At 26.6% G+C, this 24,262-nt stretch carries 23 protein-coding genes; 2 read left to right on the top strand and 21 right to left on the bottom strand.

Features of this window, described 5'->3' with window-relative positions:
• The first annotated feature begins 12 nt into the window (after positions 1–12).
• Positions 13–1,083, top strand: a complete 1,071-nt coding sequence (locus H9W90_RS03930) for a putative type IX sorting system protein PorV2 (RefSeq protein WP_187483161.1) — start codon at positions 13–15, stop codon at positions 1,081–1,083.
• A 5-nt stretch (positions 1,084–1,088) separates the two neighbouring features.
• Positions 1,089–2,279 carry a lipoprotein N-acyltransferase Lnb domain-containing protein gene (locus H9W90_RS03925; protein ID WP_187483160.1) on the top strand — a complete coding sequence of 397 codons (1,191 nt, stop codon included), beginning with the start codon at positions 1,089–1,091 and terminating at the stop codon, positions 2,277–2,279.
• Here the strand turns inward: H9W90_RS03925 and H9W90_RS03920 are convergent.
• The 21 genes from H9W90_RS03920 to H9W90_RS03820 all read right to left on the bottom strand — a co-directional run bounded on the left by H9W90_RS03920 (position 2,251) and on the right by H9W90_RS03820 (position 24,251).
• Positions 2,251–3,633: an exopolysaccharide biosynthesis polyprenyl glycosylphosphotransferase gene (locus H9W90_RS03920; RefSeq protein ID WP_254712524.1), complete on the bottom strand. Its 1,383-nt coding sequence runs from the start codon at positions 3,631–3,633 to the stop codon at positions 2,251–2,253. The genes H9W90_RS03925 and H9W90_RS03920 overlap by 29 nt on opposite strands.
• Before the next feature lie 94 nt (positions 3,634–3,727).
• Positions 3,728–4,906, bottom strand: coding sequence for a glycosyltransferase family 4 protein (locus tag H9W90_RS03915; protein WP_187483159.1), 1,179 nt, complete (start codon positions 4,904–4,906; stop codon positions 3,728–3,730).
• Positions 4,907–4,915: 9 nt separating this feature from the next.
• The gene (locus H9W90_RS03910) at positions 4,916–6,220 is read right to left on the bottom strand and encodes a phenylacetate--CoA ligase family protein (protein ID WP_187483158.1); all 1,305 of its coding nucleotides are present in this window, start codon (positions 6,218–6,220) and stop codon (positions 4,916–4,918) included.
• A gap of 7 nt (positions 6,221–6,227) precedes the next feature.
• Positions 6,228–7,241, bottom strand: a complete 1,014-nt coding sequence (locus tag H9W90_RS03905) for a glycosyltransferase family 4 protein (RefSeq protein ID WP_187483157.1) — start codon at positions 7,239–7,241, stop codon at positions 6,228–6,230.
• Positions 7,228–8,460 carry an O-antigen ligase family protein gene (locus H9W90_RS03900; RefSeq protein ID WP_187483156.1) on the bottom strand — a complete coding sequence of 411 codons (1,233 nt, stop codon included), beginning with the start codon at positions 8,458–8,460 and terminating at the stop codon, positions 7,228–7,230. Before H9W90_RS03900 ends, H9W90_RS03905 begins: the two co-directional genes overlap by 14 nt.
• 94 nt (positions 8,461–8,554) lie before the next feature.
• Entirely contained in the window at positions 8,555–9,634 is a 1,080-nt protein-coding gene (locus H9W90_RS03895) for a glycosyltransferase (protein WP_187483155.1), read from the bottom strand.
• Entirely contained in the window at positions 9,627–10,754 is a 1,128-nt protein-coding gene (locus H9W90_RS03890; RefSeq protein WP_187483154.1) for a glycosyltransferase, read from the bottom strand. Before H9W90_RS03890 ends, H9W90_RS03895 begins: the two co-directional genes overlap by 8 nt.
• Before the next feature lie 3 nt (positions 10,755–10,757).
• Positions 10,758–11,891 carry a glycosyltransferase family 4 protein gene (locus H9W90_RS03885; protein ID WP_187483153.1) on the bottom strand — a complete coding sequence of 378 codons (1,134 nt, stop codon included), beginning with the start codon at positions 11,889–11,891 and terminating at the stop codon, positions 10,758–10,760.
• Positions 11,892–11,912: 21 nt separating this feature from the next.
• Positions 11,913–13,316, bottom strand: coding sequence for a glycosyltransferase family protein (locus tag H9W90_RS03880; RefSeq protein ID WP_187483152.1), 1,404 nt, complete (start codon positions 13,314–13,316; stop codon positions 11,913–11,915).
• 8 nt (positions 13,317–13,324) lie between these two features.
• Positions 13,325–14,155 (bottom strand): GNAT family N-acetyltransferase, encoded by an 831-nt coding sequence (locus H9W90_RS03875; protein ID WP_187483151.1) that lies wholly within the window; start codon positions 14,153–14,155, stop codon positions 13,325–13,327.
• Positions 14,145–15,059 carry a polysaccharide deacetylase family protein gene (locus tag H9W90_RS03870; RefSeq protein ID WP_187483150.1) on the bottom strand — a complete coding sequence of 305 codons (915 nt, stop codon included), beginning with the start codon at positions 15,057–15,059 and terminating at the stop codon, positions 14,145–14,147. Before H9W90_RS03870 ends, H9W90_RS03875 begins: the two co-directional genes overlap by 11 nt.
• Positions 15,060–15,079: 20 nt before the next feature.
• Positions 15,080–15,871 (bottom strand): SDR family oxidoreductase, encoded by a 792-nt coding sequence (locus H9W90_RS03865; protein ID WP_187483149.1) that lies wholly within the window; start codon positions 15,869–15,871, stop codon positions 15,080–15,082.
• Positions 15,861–16,559, bottom strand: a complete 699-nt coding sequence (locus H9W90_RS03860; protein WP_187483148.1) for an acylneuraminate cytidylyltransferase family protein — start codon at positions 16,557–16,559, stop codon at positions 15,861–15,863. Before H9W90_RS03860 ends, H9W90_RS03865 begins: the two co-directional genes overlap by 11 nt.
• Positions 16,556–17,548, bottom strand: coding sequence for a Gfo/Idh/MocA family protein (locus tag H9W90_RS03855; RefSeq protein ID WP_187483147.1), 993 nt, complete (start codon positions 17,546–17,548; stop codon positions 16,556–16,558). Before H9W90_RS03855 ends, H9W90_RS03860 begins: the two co-directional genes overlap by 4 nt.
• 24 nt (positions 17,549–17,572) lie before the next feature.
• The gene (gene neuC, locus H9W90_RS03850; protein ID WP_187483146.1) at positions 17,573–18,697 is read right to left on the bottom strand and encodes a UDP-N-acetylglucosamine 2-epimerase; all 1,125 of its coding nucleotides are present in this window, start codon (positions 18,695–18,697) and stop codon (positions 17,573–17,575) included.
• 3 nt (positions 18,698–18,700) lie between these two features.
• Entirely contained in the window at positions 18,701–19,360 is a 660-nt protein-coding gene (locus H9W90_RS03845; RefSeq protein ID WP_187483145.1) for a TylF/MycF/NovP-related O-methyltransferase, read from the bottom strand.
• Between the two features lie 2 nt (positions 19,361–19,362).
• A complete protein-coding gene (gene neuB, locus H9W90_RS03840) occupies positions 19,363–20,400 on the bottom strand; it encodes an N-acetylneuraminate synthase (RefSeq protein ID WP_187483144.1) in 1,038 nt (345 codons plus the stop codon).
• Positions 20,401–20,407: 7 nt separating this feature from the next.
• On the bottom strand, positions 20,408–21,367 hold the full coding sequence (locus H9W90_RS03835; RefSeq protein ID WP_187483143.1) for a glycosyltransferase family A protein: 960 nt from the start codon (positions 21,365–21,367) through the stop codon (positions 20,408–20,410).
• A gap of 17 nt (positions 21,368–21,384) precedes the next feature.
• Entirely contained in the window at positions 21,385–22,308 is a 924-nt protein-coding gene (locus tag H9W90_RS03830) for a glycosyltransferase family 2 protein (RefSeq protein WP_187483142.1), read from the bottom strand.
• 11 nt (positions 22,309–22,319) lie between these two features.
• The gene (locus H9W90_RS03825) at positions 22,320–23,465 is read right to left on the bottom strand and encodes a glycosyltransferase family 4 protein (RefSeq protein ID WP_187483141.1); all 1,146 of its coding nucleotides are present in this window, start codon (positions 23,463–23,465) and stop codon (positions 22,320–22,322) included.
• Positions 23,466–23,477: 12 nt separating this feature from the next.
• Entirely contained in the window at positions 23,478–24,251 is a 774-nt protein-coding gene (locus H9W90_RS03820) for a glycosyltransferase family 2 protein (RefSeq protein ID WP_187483140.1), read from the bottom strand.
• Positions 24,252–24,262 lie beyond the last annotated feature (11 nt).

The following is a 24,262-nucleotide window of genomic DNA, read 5'->3' as shown; positions in this document are numbered from 1 at the left end:
ATTTTTCGCCTTTTGAAATATAAAATTTTACTTTTTTTATTCATTTTTCCGCTATTTTTAAATGCACAAGCATTAAGAAATTACTCTAACGAATTTTTAACAATTGGTGTAGATGCTGCTGCTTTAGGAATGAGTAAATCTGTTGTTGCCACTACAAATGACGTTAACGCAATTTACTGGAATCCAGCAGGTTTAGTTGGCATTGAAGATTACCAAGGTTCTTTAATGCACGCTTCTTATTTTGCAGGAATTGCAAATTATAATCACGTAGGTTTTGCAATGCCAATTGATAAAGAAAGTGCTATTGGAATTTCTATTATTCGTTTTGGAGTTGATGATATCTTAAATACAACAGAATTAATAGATAGTGATGGAAATATAGATTTTAATAGGATTCGACTTTTTTCATCAGTAGACTATGCTTTTAATATGGCTTATGCCAGAAACCTAATTTTTAAAGATTTAAAATTTGGTGTAAATGCAAAAATAGTTAGAAGAATTATTGGCGACTTTGCTTCTTCTTGGGGTTTTGGTTTTGATGCAGGAATTCAATTTGAAAGAAATGATTGGAAGTTTGGTGTAATGGTAAGAGATATTACTACCACTTTTAACAGTTGGGCAATTGATGAAGATGAATTTAATAAAATTAAAGATGCAATTCCTGGGCAAAACCAAGATTTGCCAGAAACAACAGAAATTACAAAACCAAAACTACAATTAGGAGTTGCTAGAAATTGGAGAGTTGGAAGATTTCTAAATTTGCTTACAGAAGTAGATCTAAATGTACGTTTTGCTAAAACTAATGATATTTTTTCTTCTGAAGCAGCAAGTATAGACCCTGCTGCAGGTTTTCAATTAGATTATGACGATTTGGTATATTTAAGAGCTGGTGTTGGGAATTTTCAATATATAACTGAATTTGACAACAGTAAATCTCTTTCTATGCAACCAAATTTTGGAGTTGGGTTTAAATACAATGGTATAAAAATAGATTACGCATTAACAAATATTGGTAGTGTTGGTAATGCTTTGTATTCTAATATTTTTTCAATTACTTTTGATTATACTTTTTTTAGACGTTAGTTTTTATGAAAAAAAAATACTTTTTTCTTCTTTTACTTTTATCCTTTTTAAAACCAATTTATTCTCAAGTAGAACTTTCTGTCTATTCAGAAGTTAGTATAGTAACTGCTGGTCCAGGTACTGAGTTGTACTCGGCTTTTGGCCATTCTGCTGTTAGAATAAAAGATCCTGTTTTAAATTTAGATATTATTTATAATTATGGAGTTTTCGATTTTAATGCTCCTAATTTTTATTCAAATTTTGCAAAAGGAAATCTTATTTATACGTTAGCTCGTTATGATTTTAAATATTTTTTAAGAACCTATAATAATGAAAAACGTTGGGTAAAACAGCAAGTTTTAAACCTAACTAGAGATGAAAGACAAGCTTATTTTTTATTTTTAGAAGATAATGCCAAACCTTCTAATGCAAATTATTCTTACGATCCGTACTTTAATAATTGTGCCACCATATTAAGAGATATAACAAAATCTATTTTAAAAAATAAAGTTGCTTTTAATGATAATCATTTAGTAAAAGACCAAACTTTAAGAAGTTTAATGGATAAAGAATTATACTGGAACACATGGGGTAGCTTTGGCATTAATTTAATTGCAGGAACAATTTTAGATAAAAAAGCAACAACATCTGAATATATGTATTTACCTGACTATGTTTATGATGCTTTTAAACATGGAACAATTTATATTAAAAATCAACCTGAAAATTTAGTAAAAAGAGAAGATGTTCTTCTAAATTTTAAAGAAAATAAGCAAAAATCGGGTCTTTTTAATCCTTTTATAATTTTTAGTATTTTAGCTATTCTAGGTATTTTTATAACTTCTAAAGATTTTAAAAACAATAAAAGAACTAAAGTATTAGACTTTATTTTGTTTTTTATAACAGGAGTTATTGGCTGTGTTATTGCTTTTTTATGGTTTTTCTCAAGTCATTCTACTGCACCAAATAACTTTAATTTTTTATGGGCTTTTGCTCCGAATTTAATTGTTTCGTTTATACTGTTAAAAAATCATCAACATAAATGGTTGCAGAAATATTTACAACTATTAATCTTATTTTTAATAGTAATTCCAATTCTTTGGTTAGCTAGAGTTCAAGGTTTTCCAATTGCAGTTATTCCACTACTAATATTATTGCTAGTAAGATATTTATACTTGTTAAAAAATGTTATTGTCCGCGATAATATAATATCGTAGTTATTGTTTTAATAAGGATTTTAAAGTCTAGAAAAGAGTTCCTTTCTTTAATATAATACAAGTCGTACCTTAATTTTATTCTTTGCTCTTCTAATGTACTTGCATACGGATAATTAACTTGTGCCCAACCTGTTAAACCTGGTCTAACTACGTGACGAATTGCATAAAATGGTATTTTATCTTCTAAATCTTTTACAAACTCCGGTCTTTCTGGTCTTGGTCCAATAATACTCATTTCTCCTTTTAAAATATTAAAGAATTGAGGAACTTCATCTAATCTAGTATTTCTTAAAAACTTACCAAATGATGTTATTCTTGCATCATTCTTTTTTGCCCAAACAGCACCATTGATTTCTGCATTTTTAACCATAGAACGCAATTTGTAAATTTTAAAAAACTTACCATTTTCACCAACTCTAATTTGTGTATAAAATAATGGACCTCTATTACCAATTAAATTTCCAAGCAGTAGTAAAGGAATTAATACAGTAAAAGATATTAAACCAAATAAAGATATTGCTATATCTATAAATCGAACCCAGAAAAGATAAAACCTATTTTCATTGTTTTTACTAAAATTTATATATTTATAAAAGTTATGGTCTAGATATTCTTTAGGAACTCTTCCTGTAAGATCTTCATAAAAGCCTTCATAACTTATAATATTTACACCTTTTTCAAATAATAAAATAAGCTCTTTATTTAACGAGTCTATAATTTCTTTTGAAAAACCGGCTTTAGAAACAATTACTTCAGTTATATAACTTTTCTTAATAAAAGAGTCTAATTTTGCAGAAGATATATTTTGAAACCCATTTATTCCAGTTATTTCTTTGTCTGAAATATAACTTATTACGTTGTGAAAATTATCATTTTTTATTTTATTAAGTATTTTTTCAATCCTTTCAGATTTACCAATAAACACAATATTCTTAAAAAATTTGGGTGAAAATATTAACCAAGTATATAAAAACCTCCATAGTATTATTGGTACAGATATTAATAAAAAGAAATAAACTATCTGTAACCTGTTTGTAGGTAACTCTGGAGAAATGAATGGTGTAAAAATATAAAAAATTGTAGTTGAGAAAGCTGTTAAAACAACACTTCTAACAATTAAATATCTATTATTTGAAACATTTAAATTGTATAATTGAAAAACTTCTCCGAAGATTAAATAATAAAAAATAAGTAAAAATATCCATGTAAAAATAGGCTCCTTGGAAAAATTTAAATAACTAAAATTTAAAAATAATGTGGCAAGAAATAAACAAACTGTAACTAGTAATATATCTACTACTCTTAAAAGAAACTTTCTTTCAGACAAATTATAGTATGAAGATTTTTTATCCAATATTAATGTTTTTTTGAGTTGTTTAAATTTATGAAAAAAATAAATTTAATTTTTTGGGAGAAAACAAATTTATAAAAAAGAATGTGATAGTTCATTATTTAAGAAAATTATTACCAAATAATTTTTGTAATTGTTTCTCTAAATTATATTCCTCTCTATGTAGCTCTAACAACCTATTAGTCATACCACTATATTCTTTTTGATTTAATTTTATATACTTTAAAATATTATTTCTTAAACCTTTAAAATCATTAGAATTACAAGTAAAGCCAATTTTTTCTTCTCTAACAATAAGCTCCCCTTCTCCTTCTCCAAAAAATAAAATGGGAACACCTAATTGCATTAATTCAAAAATCTTTGAAGGAACTGCCCCATAGATTCTGTTTTTAAGAGGAACAAAACCAACATCATATTTTCTTATTTCATTTTTAATTTCTTTTGATGTTTTAACACCATGAAAAAAAATATTATTTCCTTTAATATTAGTTAATTCTTTAATTTTTTCTTCTTCTAGACCTGCTCCGTAAATGTGCAACTCTGCATTTAATTCTGTAAAATTAATATCCTCACAAACTTTAAAAATTCCTTGAGCATAACCCAATAAACCAGCATAAATAATTTTTAAATTGCCATTGCTTTTTTCTTTTGGACTATATTCTTTATAATCAGAAACATTTCTGTAAACTAAAGAATCTTTTTGTGTTAATTTACTAATATGGTCAATAATTTCATTTGATTGACCAATAATTTTATTTGCTAATTTATAATTGATTTTTTCTATTTTTTCTAGTAAATTATAAAAAACACCTTTTTTAATAACACCCAATTCTAAAGCAGATAAAGGCCAAATATCAGACACATTTAAAATGTTTCTACAACCTAAAAATTTACTAAATAATAAACCCGAAAGTGCCACAAATAATGGTGGAGATTGTATTATAAATATATCTGGTTTTTTCTTAATAAAGCTAAAAAAAGAAAACCATAAAGACCAAGAAAAAGACAACATACTTAATAATCTAGCTATGACATTTGTAGATTTAGATGGAAAAATCCAAAATCTTTTTACCTCTATATTATTAATATTCTCTTTTACGCTTAATTTATTCTTATAGTTCTTAAAAATTTTTCCTTGAGGATAATTTGGTAAAGGACAAATTACTGTAACATCATTTCCTCTTCGTTGTAAACCTTCAGCCAGATTCTTAATCCTATTTGCTGCGGCTCCCATTTCTGGAGGGTAATAGTTAGAAATTATTACAATTCTTTGCATTACAAGAGGTTAATTGTTTTTTATTAATGAAGTAAACTGCTTTAATTTTCCGCTTTTAGATCTTTCTAGTTCATCTAATTTAAAAAATTCTATTTTTAAATTTGGTTCTAAATAATCTAATAATGCTTTTTCTATCTTTTCTTTTTGAGTTCTTTCTAATTCGCGTATAGAAACATACTCAATTTTAAAAGTATCTAAATGAGTTTGAATTACCTTTATTTCTTTAACCTCGCCAGAATCTTCCATAATAGATTTTGTAATATAGTAAAAGGTTAATCCTGGTGCAATTTTGCCACTTGGCAATTTTACCAAATCTTCACTTCGGCCTTGTAATTTCTCTAGAATAAATTGAGTTTTATTTATTCTTTTAATAGCTCCTTTATCGCCTATTTTATAGCGTATGAAAGGATTTGCTTTATTATATAAAGATGTAATAACAAGGTTACCAATCTTGCCATCTTCAAGTATATTGTTGTTATCATCTAAAACTTCAACAAAAAGAGTTTCTGTATTTAAAATCCAGTTATTATTGGAGTCTTCAAAGGCTATTAAATCTAATTCAGACGCTCCATATTCATTTATAATTGGAACTCCAAATGCTTTTTTTAGTATCTCTTTATCATTTTCAAATAACATTTCTGAAGTAACAACACAAGCTTTTAAAGTGTTACAAATATCTTTTAAAACAATATTTTTAAATATTAAATATTTAGCAAAAACTAATATTACAGTTGTATATCCATTTAAATAAACAAAGTTTTTAGTTTTAAATTTCTCTATCCAATTTTCGAGTGCTTTATCAGATACATCAAAAACATTAAATCTATATCTGTTAGAAAAAACATCTTTTAAAAGTTCTTTGTTTTTTGATAATTTATCTTTTGGAAATCCATAAAAACGTGCCTGCTTTTTACCATACAAATTGTGCCAATTAAATCTATTGGTTATAATAGCCCAAGTGAGCGCATGAGAAAATTTATCTTTAGCAAAAGAAAAAGGATTGCCTGTAGAACCTGATGTTTTATTTTTGAAAACATTTTTTAACGTGTAATCTTTACTTAATCTTTCTTGTAAAGAAACTTGCAATTCTTTTTTTTCAAGAACTGGTAAAGAGTTCCAATTCCAGTCTTTATTGTTAACTAATTCCCTATAAAAAGGAGTATTATCTAAATGATATTTTACAATTTTTTTCTTTTGTTTATCAACATAAGAATCAAAATTATTTTGTTGTAAATTATGAATCTCCTTTAATTTTTTTCTAGCTTCAACTATAGGATAATTATTAAATCTTAAAGAATAATCTATTATGCTCATCCTCTATTTAATTTAAAATATTTAACCATTTATGTTTCACTATTTCCCAATCGAAATTTTCTACTTTTTTTCTTGCATTGTCAGCTAAATTAGAATAATTATCTTCTAAAATAGCCATAATTGCTAATGACATTTGTTTTTCGTTGTTTTTATCAACTAATAAACCATCAACTTTATCATTAATTAAAAAGGGTATTCCTCCCACATTTGTGCTAATAACTGGCAGGCCTAAAGCCATAGCTTCTATTACACTTATTGGAGTATTATCAAAATTTGTAGTATTTATAAAAATGTCGAAATCTTTAGCTTTTTTTAGCCAATCTTCTTTAGGTAAAACACCTGTAAACTCTACAGAATCCTCTAGATTATATTTTTTTACAAGATGTATAGTTTCTGTATAAGAATCATCAGAAAAAGGACCAACCATACATAAAATAGCCTCTGAATAAGCTTCTTTTAACGATCGCAAAGTTTCTATTGCTAAAGTTGGGTTATAAATATTTTTAAAAGCTCTAACCCATAATAATTTTGGTTTGCTGTTTTTTCTTTTTTTATATGGATAATCTTTAATATTTATTGTGTTTGGTATATATTCTACAGAATAACCTTCTTTTTCGAAGGCATTTTTTAGGTAATTAGATGGCGCCACATTTTTGTAAGAATTTTCAAATATTTTTTTTGATAAAAAACTACTTTTTCTTATTCTTTCTGGCAAATTACCTCCATGTAATATTGGTATATACTTGATTTTAAACAACCTAGATAATTGTGATGTAAAAAAAGCATAGTAAAAGTTTGTTGTACTATAGGTATCAATTAAAATATAATCTAAACTATTATTGTTTTTAATTATAGACATACACATATCTAATAATCTAATAACTTTATTGATTTTATTAGATGATATAATAACATTAAAATTCTCTTTTGATAGTTGATTAGAAAGGTTTTCTAATGTTGTTAAATATTTAGTTTTTTTGGCTAAATTATTACCTATATATAGAATATTAAGCTTCTTCATCTTCGGTAATTCTAATCAAACTTAAAGCGTATATAAATCCAGGAAGAGCAATTCTCATGGCAGAATGGTTTATCGTTAAAAACCACATGGTATAAAAGGATATTATAAAAGCCTTTCTATATAAATCTGACCTAAAGAAATTAAACATAGGTACAAAAAGCAATAATAAAAGTAAGAAAAAACCAATATAACCATGTTCTTCTAACAATCTACCAACCTCATTATGCGATGCAGCAGTTACATGTTCAGTTCTTTCTAGTCTTTTATATTTACCATTTCCAACTCCTATTCCTAAAGGATTATCTAAAAAATTACTAAACTGTATTTCTAATAAATCTCCTCTACCAGTAGTAATATCTTTTTGAATACCTCTTGCATTTTTACCTGTATATCTGTTGTTTAACATTCCTCCTGTAATCCCAGATGTATAGACCCAAATAGCAAAAATAAAAAAAAGTGCTACAAGTAAATATTTAAAAAGTGTTTTGAAATTCAGTTTTCTATACAAAAGAAAAAAGAAGGCAAACAATAAAAGTGTAATTGCAGATGTTATAATTCCTCCTCTAGAAAACGTTAGTAAACCTCTAAATGTAAAATAGATAAGAAATATTGAATCTAAAATTAAATACCCTGATAACTTTTCTTTAAGAAGAATAAATACGGTTAGAATAAACATTCCTAAACCTATTGCTGTTGCCACTTGGTTGGGTCCAAATCCACCAGAAGTTGCAAAATTAGCTTCACCACCAAAAACAATTTCTTCTAAATCTGGAGTTCTAAAATAAAGATAACAAATCATAGAAAACAAGGGAAGAAGCATAAAAAATAATGCATCTAATTGTTTTTTCTTACTAATAGGTCTTAAATAAAAGTAAAAAGCAGCAACACCTAAAACTATAGGTCCACTTAAATTAAATAAAATATTCTTCCTTAATGACTCTCCTTCAGGAACTTGGGTGAAAATTATTCCTAGTAAAAGTAAGAGAATATAAAAAACATAATGTACAGAAAAGACCTGTTTAAACCTACCAACAAATATACCTAATAACAGAAATAATATTACACCATACTTACCCGTTTCATAAAACACAAAACCACTAGTCATTCTAATAAAAACCTCTGCACCAACTAAATATGATGCAAAAATAAAAGCTTCTTCATTTTTATTCTTTGAAGAAAATATATAGTAAATAGGTACAACAATACACAATACCCCCATAATTTTTGGAAAGAAGGGTAATGTTCCTAAAAAACCAAATATTATGTGAACAACTATAAATAGTAGCTTATTATTTAATACTTTTTCTATCAAATTATGCGGTATAAATTTTTACAAGTTGTCTTATAAACTTTTCTTTTGAATATGTTTCTACAACATTGTTATTATGCTGATTCTTAAAATAATCTCTTTTTTCTTTTGAATTTGCCAACAAATTAAAAGCTTCGGATAATTGTGTTATATTTTCAGATTCTACTACAATACCAGATTCATTATCTTTTACTACAATTGAACACTCTCCAACATTGGTTACCACAACTGGCAATTTTGCCAATCCATATTCTAATAAAGCTATTGGTAAACCCTCGAATTTAGAAGATAAAACACCAATAGTACTTTGATTTAAAATATTAGCAACATCTAAACAACTATCATACACAAAAATATGCTTTTCTAAACCTTTATTTTTTATTAATCGGATAATATTTTCTGAATAAACATCTTTATTAATTTTACCTACTAGGTGCAAAGACCAATCTTTATTTAATTTAATAAATTGTTGAAAAGCTTCTATTAAAAACGGATGATTTTTCTCTTGTCTAAAAGCTGCCAAATGGACTATTCTTTTATCTTTTACACCTTTTAATTTGGTTATTGTTTCTTTATTTACAAAAACAGGAAAATTCTTTAAGTAATAAACGTTTTTAGTAAATAAACTTTTAATTGACCATTTTTTTAAATCTTCATTAACAACTATAATAGATCTAAAAAATAAAGATGCTATTTTTAGAACTTGAAGCTTTTTCCCTTTTAAATTTATGTTATTTCCAAAATGGTTGTGCCAAATTACTTGAATATTTGGTGCAATTACTTTTACACAAAATGCTAAAAAAAATGAAGTTGCGTGCGCGTGAAGAACACTAATTTTATTAGCCTTTATATATTTTTTTAAGGCAAATAATGCCTTTAAATCTATTACTTTTTTTCTATTTAAAAAAAGATAACCAACTTCTTTATTAATATTATTTAATAATTCACCTTCTTTTCTTGAGACACAAATATGAGAATTTACTCCTTTTTCATTAGACAAAGAATTTGCAATATTAATCGCTAGAACTTCTGCACCACCAGTATTTAACGAATCTATAATTTGTATAACTCCGAGTTTATTCACCTAATAAAATTTTCTTAATTTCTTTTTCAAAATTATCTAAAGTATAGTTTTGAGACCATTTTTTTGCTTGTAAACTTTGTTCTAAATAAATCTCATTATTATTAATATAAGCTATAACAATCTTCAATAATTCTTCGACCTTAATTGTTGGAGATACAATAGTACCTCTTTTACCATAATCTAACATATAATCTACACAAGAAACTTTTGTGGAAATTGGTAAACAACTCCAAAACATAGCTTCTGCTACCACTTTTGGCCATCCTTCTGACTTTGATATAAAAATTAAAAAATGAGAATCTTTATAAGCTTCTTTTATAACTTCTTTCGGTTTATTACCATGTAAAATGATTTTATCTGAAAGATTATTTTTTAAAACATAATTAGAAACCTTTTCAAACTCTGAACCTTCACCATACATATTTAACCTAACATCTATGTTTTTCGCAATTAATGCCTCAATCAATTTTACACTTACTAATGGTTGTTTTCCTTCAGAAAAAGCACCAACAAATATAAATTTTATTAAAGATGATAAATCTTTCTTTTCTAGTTCCTCAATTTCATTATTATTATAAGAAGCAGTAAAAAATGGAATAATATTTTTTGATTGATTTTCCCATTTTCCATAAACTAAAACTTTACAGTTTCTGGTTAGAAAAGTATTTGACACAAGCCATTTTTGAATTCTATAACTTATAGGTTGTTTACTTTTAGGGTCCCAATTACCAGCATATTTAACTGTTTTCGGTTTAAAAGGAAAAAGAATTTGAACAAAACAGCCTAATAATGCAATATTTCCTGGGCATCTTAAATGAATATGATCTGCCCATAACATTGCTCTAAAAATTTTAAATAGAATTACCGGAATTAAGAAAACAGATTTTAACTTATTACTAAAATTAAGTGTATTAAAACTTGGTATTTTAGTAATAGAAATATTTTTTTGAAGGTATTTTTCTTCAATTGTAGAAATTTCACCAACTGAGATAGGCGCAACAATTTTTACTTCAGAAACATATTTACACCATAAATTCATTTCTCTAACATAAGGTTCATAGGCATAAATGTTATTTGAATCCTTTTTATGAAAAGCATGTGTTATGATTGCAAATTTCAAAATTTATTTAATTAGAGATTTGTAAAAATTATTGTTTTTTAAATAGATGTTTTCTGGAGAAAATTTACCAATTACTTTTTTTCTTGCATTTACTCCAATTTCATTATGTTCTTCCCTTTTATTAAAAACTTTAATAATTGTATTAGAAATACTTTCTATTTCTAAAGGTTTACATAAAAACCCATTAACCTCATCATCTATTGTTTCTGGTCCTGGTCCATATTCTGTAAAAACAACTACTTTTTCCATACACATAGCTTCTGGAGCAACTAAACCTTGAACTTCCATGTGTGAGGGAAACACACAAATTTCTGCAAATTCATATACTTTTGGTAATTCTGCATAGGTAACCGTATTTCTAAAAGTAATTTTATTTATTATTTCATCAGAAAATTGAGCTAACATCCAATCTTTGTATAATGTTCCGTCTGGAAAAAACCAATCTCTACCATAAATATACAAGTGAAATTCAGGAAATTTTTCAATTATTTTAGGAATAGCTAAACAAAGCTGTCTAATTCCTTTTTTTTCACAAATTGAACCAGCAAAAACGGCTGCTCCTTTTATAACCTTATTTTTATCTGCTGGATAAAATTGAGAAACAGGAATTGGGTTATTTATAGTGATGTTATTTTTATTAGAAAAATCTATAAATTTTGAAGTTTGTTTTTTTACAAATTCTGATGTTGCAATTACAGCATCTGTTTTTCTAAAAGTTATTTTTTCTAGAAAAGCTTTTTTAAAATTTAGTTTTTTGTTTTCGAAAGCATGAAAAAAGTGATGTCCTCCATGCAAGCGTACTATTTTTTTTACACCTGTGGGGATTTTTACAAACGCAAAACCACCTTCTTGTGCTTCTAAAATATCTATTTTATTTTCTTGATGAATTTTATGAATTAATTTAGAAACAGATTTAGAGTTAAAATACCAAGAGAATCCTTTAATAGTAGATTTTTTTGCATAATAAATTGATACATCATTTATTTTTGTGTCAACTTCATTAGAATTAACACCAACAATAGAAACTTTATGTCCGTTTTTAATGAGTAATTCTGTGTAAGTCAACAAAAAGGTACCTATACCTCCAAAAGATATATTTGGTAGCGGAAACTCACTAGAAATAAAACAAATATGCATAAATTTTAAACGTTCTTTATATTATTTTATACAATCTAAAATTGTATTTTTTAATTTTTCTGAATTTTTATCAAGAGGATGTAATACAATTTTTTCTAACCATTTTTTTCTGTCTTCTCCAATTTTATTTGGTTGTTCAATAGCTAATAGCGTTTTTTCTTTTATTTCATTTTTACTATTAAGCCAACCAACTGCTTCTAAATCATTCATACTTCTAAAATGCTCAAAACCATAAATATCTTCTACCTTAAATACTGAGTTCTCAACAGGATTATAGTTCAAATATAAACAAGGTATATCTAAAACAGCAAAATCATGTGCCATTGTACTACCTAAATTAATAACAACATCTGAATGTTTTACAGTATTTGCTAATAAGTAATTATCATATGAAGTTGGGTAAATTGAAGTAAAAGAATCTTCTTGATCTTTTTCTGTTTTCCAATCTGGTTCTATAGAAAAAACCAATTCTTTATAATCTTCTAATATTTTATTAAACCTAGTAGATTTATCTACAGGACATTTTCTAAAAATAATTTGCGGTCTACTTGCTTTGTCTATTTTACTAATTTCTTCGCAAACATCTTTTAAATAGTTTGCTTCGTAAGGAGATGATGTATCATTCCCAGAAAAACAAATTGTTTTTTTACCAGAATCTAAACCGTATTTATTAAAAAAAACATTCTTCTCTTCGAAGTTATTTTTATCGAAATAGAATTCGAATTGTGGTGTACCAGTAACTATAACATTAGAAAGATTTATTTCTTTATGTAATAATTCTACTTGATTTTTCATTAATTGAGACCAAACATAATAATAATCATATCTGGCAACTAATCTAGCCTTTGGCATATTGTCCCAAGAAAAAATTACAGTTGCAGTTTTAATACGCAACTTTTTTGCAGCAGCTATTATTGGTGAAGCTATTGGTGATCTTTGATGTAGATTTAAAACAAAATCTGGGTTTACTTCTAAAAGTTTTTTCTTGTGTATTGCTGTGTTCTTATTTTTTAAAATTTCTGCTTCGTAAATCTTATCATAAGTTCTAATAAGCCTTTGAGATTTAGAAAGAATAATTCCTAATTTTTCTGCTAAAAAATATAAACTTTTCTTTTTTATCCCTTTTTTACTAGGTATCCAAAACCTTAATATTGTATTATTTTTTAGTAATTTTTTTCCTCTTAATAGTCTAGCATATGCTAAAGATTCTCTTAAAATTCTTAATTTAGGAGTTTCAACAAAATGAGGTATTTCAGAAAAATTAACTATTTCTGGTTTGCTTTTTTTTATTTCTTTAACAGCAGATTTAGATAACTTATGATAAATAAAAACTTCATTGTTTTCTTGTATTAAATTACTAACAAAATTAGAAAACAAATAATTTCTTACACCAACTCCATCTGGAACTATAATTAAAATTCTCATAATATAAATTATATACTACCTACTCTACCATGATCTGAATAAGACCTATGAACAATAAACTTATTATCTAATGGTTTTTCTGATAGGAATGTAATATCACAAAAGTAATTTTCAACTATAGGATCTAATCTCCAAGGAACCACATTTTTATAATCTAATGTCCAATTATTTTTCTCTAGTTCTTTCACTTTTAAATCATTCCAAGAGGTAATATAATCAACCCAAAGAAAACCTAACTCCCAAGCTTTTTCTTCTGTAAGTTTAACATTTTCTAAATCTACAAATCTTAAACCTCCTACTTTTGGTTGAGAAATCCCTGTAGAGTTTTCTATTTTTATACCTTGTAAAGTTGGTTGATTAAAATAATGTCCTTGATTATACACTATTGAATTAATATCTACTTCTATTGGTTTACAAACGTTTTCGGTAGTAATATTTTTAATATTAGGGTTTACCTTTACATATCTTACAAGATCGTAATATCTAATCCACCCCATATTTCTGTACAAACCAAGTCCTGCTTCATTAGCAGCTGTTGCTGCTAAAGGGTAATATGCTCTAGCTAAATCGTATAATTGTCTTAAAACACCTTTACCTCTGCATTCTACATCTAAAAACACGTTAATAATCCAAGCAATATTATTTCCGAAATTTGCACCAACATGACCAACAACTTCATCTTTATCATTTAAACAAATAAAAGCTCTACCATGTTTTTTTTCTCCATATTGCCAAAGCCAAAACTCTCTTTGGTGTAATGGATGATTTTCCCTATAAATTCTTTTGTAGAAAGTATATAATTTATTCCAATCTTCTATGTTTGCTTCTCTAACCTTCATAACTTTTGCCTCCTATTAAGTCGTTACAATCGAATCTTTTTAATAATAATAAATTTTGATTTGAATCATTTATTCCTTTTTCTGTAGTAAAACCGAATTTGTGATATGATTCTGTTGCAGTTTCTAAAACATTTTCATTAATTACTTCTTCTGTTCCATAAGGATAAGAAATTGTATTAATAACAGATTTAGTTACCTTCTCTAAATATTTTTTTGATTCAACAATTTCTTTATTTAATTCATCTTTATTTAAAACACCTAAATGTTTGTGACTGTAAGTATGATTACCAATCATATTCTTTTCTGATAATTCTAAAACTTCAGATTCTGCCATATATAAGCTACTATTCACTTCTTTTTCATCAAAATAATTATCGAATAGTTTATTAATTATAGTAGCCTTACTGTCATTAGGAAATAAAAAATTTAATAAATATTTAAGTTCTGCATTTACAATAGTATCAAACCTATAAATTTTACAGCTTCTTTCTGTATCTGATTTAGAAAAGGTGTACTTCAACTCTTTTTTTAGTTTTTCTAAAAAAAGTTTGGGCTCTAAAATTGATTTTAAAAGATGTATTTTATGAACTAAACTTACTTTTTTTTCTTTAAAATTTAATGCATTTAAAAAAAAGTAGGCTTCTAAATCCAATTCTTTTAAAATACTATATGCATTAATATATTGTTCTTTTAAGCCATCATCAAAAGTAATTAAATTAAAATTATCTTTAGATGCAATAATATCTTGGTAGTTGTTATTAAACTCATTGATAGAAAGAAAATCTCCTTGATTTTTCAACAATAACAATTGTTTTTTAAACTGAACATTTGTCATCCCAAAAATACTTGGATATTTGGTATTAAAAGATTCTCTTATGTAATGGTAATTAACTATTGTAAGCATTTATTTTTTTAGTTTATGCTTTACCAAGCTGTCCAACCACCATCTATAACTAAATTATGGCCTATCATATGAGAACTTGCATCTGAAGCTAAATAAACAATTCCTCCTCTTAATTCACTTTTATCGCTCATTCTACCAATTGGATTTAGATTCTTAAAACGCTCTAAAAACAATCCATCATGACCATCAAAAATTCCACCAGGAGTTAAAGAATTAACACGAACTCCTTTTTCTGCTAACCAAGTTGCTACATATTTTGTTAAAGCTACAACACCATGTTTACTAACTGTGTATGCTACTGGTTGTACAATACCAGTTCCTGGATACATTTTATGATTAGGGCTAACAACTCCATATAAAGATGCAATGTTAATTATTGACCCTTTTTTTTGTTTTATCATTTGATTACCAACAGTTTGACAACCTAAAAACGTACCAGTTAAGTTTACATTCATAATTGAATTCCAATCGTCTAAAGAGAAGTTTTCGAAAGTTTTATCGAAAGCAGAAGTTTTAGTGCTGTTTGTATAACCTGCATTATTTACTAAAATGTCTAAACTACCTTCTTTTTCTACAATTTTAGAAACAACTTCTTGCCAATTTTCTTTACTAGTTACATCTAACTTTATTGGATAAATTTCATCAAAATCAATTTTAGCAGCTTTATCTTGGCATTTTTCTTCATTTATATCTGCTAGATATACTTTTGCTCCGTGTGAAGCTAATGCAATTGCATGTTCTGAACCTAATAATCCTGCGCCACCAGTTACTAAAGCTATCTTTCCTGATAAATCGAATAAATTATTTTCCATCTTCATTCATTAAAAATTCTACTAATTTAAAATCTAATTCTGTATCTATATCTATTGCCAAATCTCTTGGAATTGGATGAATTCTACAAGTTGCATCTGACCAATGGTCGTAATTAAACAAAGCTTCTCTTTTTATGACGTAAACAGCTGGTGTTAAGCTATAAACATTGGGTGCTTCTTGTCTGTTTTTTATAGGTGTTTCAGATTTTTTTACAATAACAGCTGTTCCGTCTTTTTGCTCTTCCATCATATTAAAATACGGATTCCTTTCCGGTTCATAACCCGTTATAATAACATCTGCATTTGTTTCTTTTGATAATTTTATACAACTATCTATATGTTCTGGCAATCTTCTTGGTACAGTAACATCTAAATCTACCAAATGTGTAATTTTTACTTTATTTTTTGCTTCATATTCTAAAACAAGATTTTTAAAAACTTCCCATTTTGATGCATTATCTGTTGCTAACTCTGGTTTTCTTTTGAATAATTTTTCTTTTTCTAAATAGTTGCTAGATAAATCTAAAATTAAGTCGCTATCTGAAGAAATAATAACATCTTCTAAAAGTTTAGAAGATTTTGCACAATTAATTGTATAACTTAATAAAGGTTTCCCTAACAAATTACGATAGTTTTTCCCTTTAACACCTTTAGAGCCTCCTCTCATACAAATACTACCAACTATCATAATTCAATAAATTTATTTTCTATGTTAGACTTTTTTACATTTATAACCATATTTAAAGACTTTATTGCACTATTTACAGTAGACAACCTTACATCTAAATCTTTAAAATCAGCATTCATAAAAGTTTTTATAATATTGATGAATCTATCGTTTCTTTCGATGTGAGAGTATTCGAATTCTTGCCAAGTTAAATTACCATGAGTCATCCAAAGAACTTTACACTCTTTATAGTTCCATATGATTGTTCCCTTATCACCCACAATTTTACAAGTTCTAGAAAGTTCTTTTTGTAAGTAATCTAAAGAGATTGTTCCTAATACTCCTTGTTTGGTTTCAACAATGTTCATAGAAACATCTTCGGTTTCTATTTCTAAATTGCTAATCTGCTTATTCTTACCAAAAATATATTTTATGGGGCCAAAAAGCCAATTTACATAGTCGAATTCGTGAATTAAATCTAACATAACTCCACCACCAAGTGCAACTTTTGCACTCATTCCATTTCTATAATCTTCATGTGGTCGCCAATCTGGTAAGTACTGCCCAACCTCAACTTGAAATGAGCAAAGTTTCCCAACCTTATTTTCTTCTAGTAATTCTTTTATTTTTAATAAACCTAAATCGAAATGTAAATCATAGCCAACAACAACGTTTAAGTTAAGTTTATTAGAAATCTCATTAATTTTTAATGCTTCTTCTACGGAATGTGTTATTGGTTTTTCAATATAAATATTTTGAATTTTAAAACTCGATATTTCTAAAAAATCTTTATAATGATTTGCTGTTGGAGTTGCAATAATTACAGTATTAAAAGACATATTTTCACAAGCCTCTCTAATTGATTTATAAACTTTTAAATCTGGAAACTCTTTTAAAACAGCAGCATTTCTTCTTACCAAACAAATATCTTTATAGCCTAAAGACAATAGGTTTCTTAAGTGTCTTTGCCCAATTGAGCCTAAACCAACAATTAGTATTTTTTTTGACAAATTTCTAAATCTTAAAATTACTTTTTACAAATCTTGAAATTGCTTTTGGCAATTTACATTCCAAATTTCTTCAGAATTTAACAAATGTAAGAAAACAGTATTGCTATTACCTTCTCCAAATTCAGAAATATCAATTTTTTCAGATTTTAATGCTACACTATTTTCTATTGCAGTTAAAATTTCTGATGATTTGTGTGCAACATTTAAGATTGAACTTCCTTTAGATCTATTATTTTGTCTAGAACCAATATCTATAGTTGGAACTTTATAAAATGGTGCTTCTCTAATACCCGCACTAGAGTTGCCTATTATAAAATTTGCATTTTGAAGTAATCTTAAAAAATTTTCAAAACGCAATGATGGAAATATTATGAATTTTGAATTATTTTCTAATCTCTTATATTCCTCTAAAATTTCCTCTGTACCTAAATCGTTATTAGGGAAAATAACAACATAGTTTTTATTTGACGCTAATAAACTATCTACAAAAATTGCAACTTGATCTTTAATGTTTTCATATTCTGTAGTTACAGGATGATACATTGCAATTGCATATTCATTAAAATAAATACTATAATATTCTTTTACCTTATCTATATCTGGTAAGTTGTTAGGATTCATTAAGTCTAAATCTGGCGAACCAATAACATAAACGGAGCTTTCTAATTCTCCCATTTGAATAATCCTTTTTTTAGCTTCATCATTTGATACTAAATGAAGATGTGCTAATTTACTTACAGAATGTCTGATTAACTCATCTATAGTTCCGGAAATTTCTCCTCCTTCTATATGTGCAACCAAAATATTATTTAAACTACCAACTATGGCCCCTGCTAGAGCTTCTACTCTATCTCCATGAACAACTATTAAATCTGGTTTTTGTTTTGATATATATTCAGAAAAACCTAATATGGTTTTAGCCAAAGTTCTATCCATAAATTCTGCTCCTGCATGATTTTTGTATGTTGCAACATTATTGAATCCGCTTTTATAAATTTCATTAACAGTTAAACCATATTTTTCATCTAAATGCATTCCTGTTGCAAAAATTTGCACATCGAAATTTGAAGATTCTTGGGTGATTTTAATAAGTGATTTTAGTTTCCCAAAATCTGCACGAGTTCCTGTTAAAAATACCAGTTTTTTCATAAGTTACTTTACAATGTATGATATTGCGTGCGAAAAAGGAAGTTTTTTAATTTCTACAGTATCATCTAAAAAATCATCTACAGCTTTATTTGTTCCCGAAAAAGTACCATAATCATCTAAAATAATTATTCCGCCTTTGGTAACTCTATGATATAGTTTTTCTAAAATATGTTTTACCGGTTCATAAATATCTACATCTATATGCAAAAGTGAAATTTTTAAATGTGGGTTTTCATCCAAGTATTTATCTAATGTAATTAAGATGTTTCCTTTTATTATATCTACATTCTTTTTTAAATTTTGTTTTTCTAACAGTTCATTTATTTCTTCAAAAGAAATACCAACACCACCATTTGTTTCATCTATAAAAGCTTCTCTTCTACCTTTATCGTTTTCGAAATCTGTTTCTGGAAATTCACCAAAAACATCAAAACCTATAATTTTTCTACTTTTAGTTTGCTCTAAAACTTCTCTTAATTTTATCCATCTAAAAAAAGAATTTCCTTTAAAAACACCTAACTCAACAATTTCGCCAGGTATAGATGAAGATAATTTAAAAAGTTCTAAATGTGTCATAAATTTCCCAAAACGAGAAGGATCTGCAGTGGCGTAAAAACCATTTTCATAATCGAATTGATTCTCTAGATTGTATAACTTCTTCATTTTTAAAAATCTTTATAGGTTAAATGATGATCGTTTTCAATATTGTTTGTGGCAATTTTACCTAAAATAGAATTAAATTCTTCTGCTAAAACCTCTCCAGTTCCTGGTCTTTTAACCCAAATATTTTCTTTAGTAAAAATGTCTCCTTTTTTAATTGGTTTTATAGTAACTACTGTTGCAAAAGCAAAGTCTATAGTTACTTGTTCTTCTTTGGCTGGTTCTTTTGTACCTCCTCGCATTTGCCAAATTAAATTGCTTCCTTCTATTAATTCTTTACAATCATTTTCGTCCATTGAACAAACGATGTCTGGCCCTGTTCTTTGTTTGTGATCTGTAAAATGACGTTCTAAAATTGAAGCTCCTAAAGCTACAGCACCTAAACAAGCATGATTTGTAAGTGTATGGTCTGATAAGCCAAAAACATTTTTTGGAAATGCTTCTGACAGTTCTTGCATGGCTCCAAAACGAACTAAATGCACTGGTGTTGGATATAAGTTTGTAGTATGTAATAAAGCTAAAGGCACATTAGCTTTATCGAAAATTGCTACAGCTTTGGCTACACTTTTAATTGTATTCATACCAGTACTTAAAATTACTGGTTTGCCAAAAGATGCAATGTGCTCTAATAATGGATAGTTATTACATTCTCCAGAACCAATTTTATAGGCAGAAACGTTCATTCTTTCTAATCTCTCTGACGCGGCTCTTGAAAAAGGTGTAGAAATAAAAATCATACCTTTACTTTCTACATATTCCTTTAATGCAATTTCATCTTCTTCATCTAATGCACAACGTTTCATAATTTCATAAATTGAAACATCTGCATTACCTGGAATAACTTTTTTAGCTTCACCACTCATTTCATCTTCTACAATGTGAGTTTGGTGTTTTACACATTCTGCCCCTGCTCTATGAGCTGCATCTACCATTTCTTTGGCAACTTTTAATGAGCCTTCATGATTAATACCTATTTCTGCTATTACAAAAGGAGTGTAATCTTTTCCTATTTTTCTGCCTTGTATTTCTATATAATTGTTCAAAATATCTCTAAATGGTTGTTAATTTTCTATATATTTTTGCAGTAATCTCTTTTATTTTATAAGGTATAAAAGAATTACTGAACTTAATTTTATTACTGTTTTCTGTAAGATTTAACTCACTAAATTTATATTCTTTTACCCAATTTGGTATGTTATTACCTAAATGATAAGCAAACGTTTTTATAGTTGAAAGTCTATAATAACCTAATTTGTCTATGGGATTATCTAAATGAAATGTTTCAGCTCCGTTTTCAAAGATATATTTTGGTTTTTCTACGTTAATTTTATCTAAAACTTCTTTTCTATAAGTTGCAATAAAATGACCTGCTCCTACACACGTTTTACTCCTATTTTTTTCTAAATATAGTTGATTTTTAAACCAATTATTTTTTTCAATTGAAATTTTACTGTTAACACTTTTCTCAAACAATAAAATGTCTTCATCTAATACAACTTTACCTTTTTTTACTTTTAGTAATTTATCAAAAAATAATGAATGATTGCAATAATAAGCAGATTGTGGCATTGGTAATGGGGCTACAACACCTGCTTTCTTATAATTATTAAAAACTTGAATTGTATTACTTAACCAATTAGAAAAGTAAAAAACATCTGCATCTGCTATTGTTATTAATTGCTCGTAACTTGCTTTTGCTTCTGATAGAATTGTGTAAACCTTACCATAATTAGTAGATAGTTTAACGTGTTTATCGATTATTTTATCTTGTAATAAACTGTCTAAATAATTAGTGACTTCTTTTTTACAATTATTATTAATTATGGTAATATTTGTTTGAGTTTTATTGGTTGTTTTAAGTAAAGAATCTATAGAGATTTTTAATACTGAAAATAAATTATTAAAATATTGGTCATGAGAATCTGGAATATAAACAGGAATTATTACTCTATGCTGTTTATACTCTATCTTATTAAATTTCTTTTTTTCAGGATTCTGCCCTATTCTCATTATACTTTAAGTTATTTTTATGTAAACTTAATATTTACCTTCTTTATTAATGTTAAAAATAAGTCTGATATTACTTTAAAATTTAAAGTCATTAAAACTCCTTTAACAATGTAAAAAAAGTTTGTGTAACTTTTACTCAACTTTACTAATTTTATATTGTAAGCATATTTATACAAAAAATGTTTTCTTAAGAAATAGTTTTTTTTAAGTATTTTTTTTTCATTTTTTAACATTTTAAACACTAAATTATTTGCAATAATTCTAGATTTTACGGTCTTATAAGAGTCTTTACCATTAATACTGCATGGATGAATTCTAAAATAATATAATGTTTTATGCAATGGATAATAATTAGCAGAATTAAATAAAAGTCTTGTATAAAATTCCCATTCTTGTTTTCTCTGTAAATCTTCGTTAAACAACTTTTTATTTTCTAAAAAGGTTCTTCTAAAAAGTGGCCCATTTGTATGAAAATTTACTTTGCCTGTTATATGATCTAGAATAGGGTTTACAGAAGATATTGTATCCCATTTATTAAAAGTATTAGAAATAGTTTCATTAAACTCTATTCCTTCACAAACAACATAATCTTTGGTTTTAAACTCTTCCAAAATTTTAACCTTTTCTTCAATTTTATGAGGGCTCATGATATCATCACTGTCAAACCACTGAATAAAGTCTCCTTTTGAAATTTCAAAACCTAAATTTCTACATGCATTTGCTCCCTTTTTTCGATTTTTGGGTCTGGTAACTACCTTAAACCTACTATCATTAAGACTCCATTTTTCTATAAGCTCTACTGTATTATCTGTAGAACCATCATCAACTAAAATACATTCCCAATTTTTATAGGTTTGTTCTTTTACAGATGTTAAAGTTTCTAGAATCAATAGAGCTCTATTATGTGTAGGAATTAAAATTGATACAAGAGGTTTACTCATATTATTGGTTTCTAATTTAATGATGAAACAGCGTCTAAATATTTTTTACTAATTATTTCAATTGAATATTCTGAAACATATCTTTCTCTATTGAATTTAGATATTTCTGCTACTTCATCTTTACTAAACATTTTAATTTCTTTTATTTTTTCTGACAATAACTTTACTGTGTTATCATGCCAAAAAGCATATTTGCCAGTAAGTCTTTCTGTCATTGCTCCTGTTTTAGATGAAATTAATATTTTCCCTGCAGCCATTGCTTCTATTGCTGTTAAAGGTCCTGCTTCTAATTGGTAATAAGAAACTATAAAACATTGACAATTTTTATAAATTTCTTGTAACTCATTATTCTGTATAAAGCCAGTAAAAATGACTCTCTTATCTTTTGTTTTTGCTTTTAAATCTTCTAAATCTGGACCATTACCAACAACATATAATTTATCATTTATATCCTCACTTTTACAAAAAGAATTAATTACAACATCTATATTTTTGTTTTTTTCAATTCTAGAAACTGTCATAAAGTTATTTACTTTTGAGTTTAAAGCAGGAACTTTTAAAAAGTTTTCTTCGTTAAATGCACATTGATCTATAATATTATATCTATAATTTCTATTTAGTTTTTGGGCATTTCTTAATGAATGATGTATAAAAACATCAACATATTTTAAATAACTAAAATCTATATTTTCTGTAATATTACCAGTAGTTCTAAAAACTATTGATTTCTTATTTATTTTTGCAATTAAAATAATATCCTTAATATAATTTGATGATAATTGTGCCGAAATAAAAACTATATCCGTTTTTAAAATCTCTTTATTTAATATTTTAATTTTTCTTTTTTGAACGTTTAAAATTTTTTTAATTAATGGTGCACTTAAACTAGAAGCATCGTAAGAAATACTTTTTTTGAAATGTGAAATTAATTTAATAAAAACTCTTACAAACAAACTACTGTCAAAAATTTTATATTTTAAGCTTGTTACAGAGAAACCTTTGAATGCTTTAACTTGTGAATTGTGCGTATAATTACCCGTTGAAAGAACCTTAACATTGTATTTAGATGATAAAACCGAAGCAATAAAACCCACCTCTAACTCTCTACCTCCTACATCCCCAATAGGGCTTAAAATTAATACTCTAGGCTTCAACATTTATACTTTTAATTATTTGAATAGCTTTTTTTTAAGTCTTCTTATTAAACTTTTAAAAGTTTTACTTTCTAAAGTTTTATATTTCGCACTTAATTTTATCATGTTTTTATAATCTTCATAAAAAACACCGAAGTAATTTTTTAAAATTATATTATTTTCTTCTACTACTTTTTTTTGATATTCAGAACTATTACTAATTCCATTTAAATCTACTATTGATAGTTTTTGATTGATGTGAGTAAAAACAACTTTATTGCTCAAAAAACACTTAATATAAAAAGCTTTATCTGAAACTATTTTAAAACCTTCATCATAATATCCATAAATATCAAAAAGCTCTTTTTTAATTAGAGAACTTTGATGCGGTAAAGATGATTTAAAAAAATGTAAAGGAGTTAAATTGTCTGGGTACTTTTTCTCACCTTCTAAAAATTTATAATCTCCATAAACTATATCTCCTAAAAAAAGAGGGCTCTCTATAAAATCTTTTAATGCACTAACTCCATTTAAAACATCTCCGCTATTTAAAAACAACAAATATTCTCCTTTAGCGGCTCTTATTCCTTTATTCATTGCATTGTAAATTCCAGCATCTTTTTCACTCACTAGGTGAGAGAAAGAATCTTTCTTTTCTTGTAGGTATTTATAACTTTCATCTGTAGAACCTCCATCAATTACAACGTACTCAAAATTAGAATAGGTTTGCTTTATAACAGATTCTACAGTCTTTTTTAGACCAGAAAAATCGTTATAATTTATAGTAATTATGGATAAAAGTTGTTGCATTTTTATTTAAC

This window comes from Polaribacter pectinis (assembly GCF_014352875.1).
Taxonomy (GTDB): Bacteria; Bacteroidota; Bacteroidia; order Flavobacteriales; family Flavobacteriaceae; genus Polaribacter; species Polaribacter pectinis.
The sequence above is the reverse complement of the archived record's forward strand: the minus strand, read 5'-3'. Positions and strand labels throughout refer to the sequence as shown.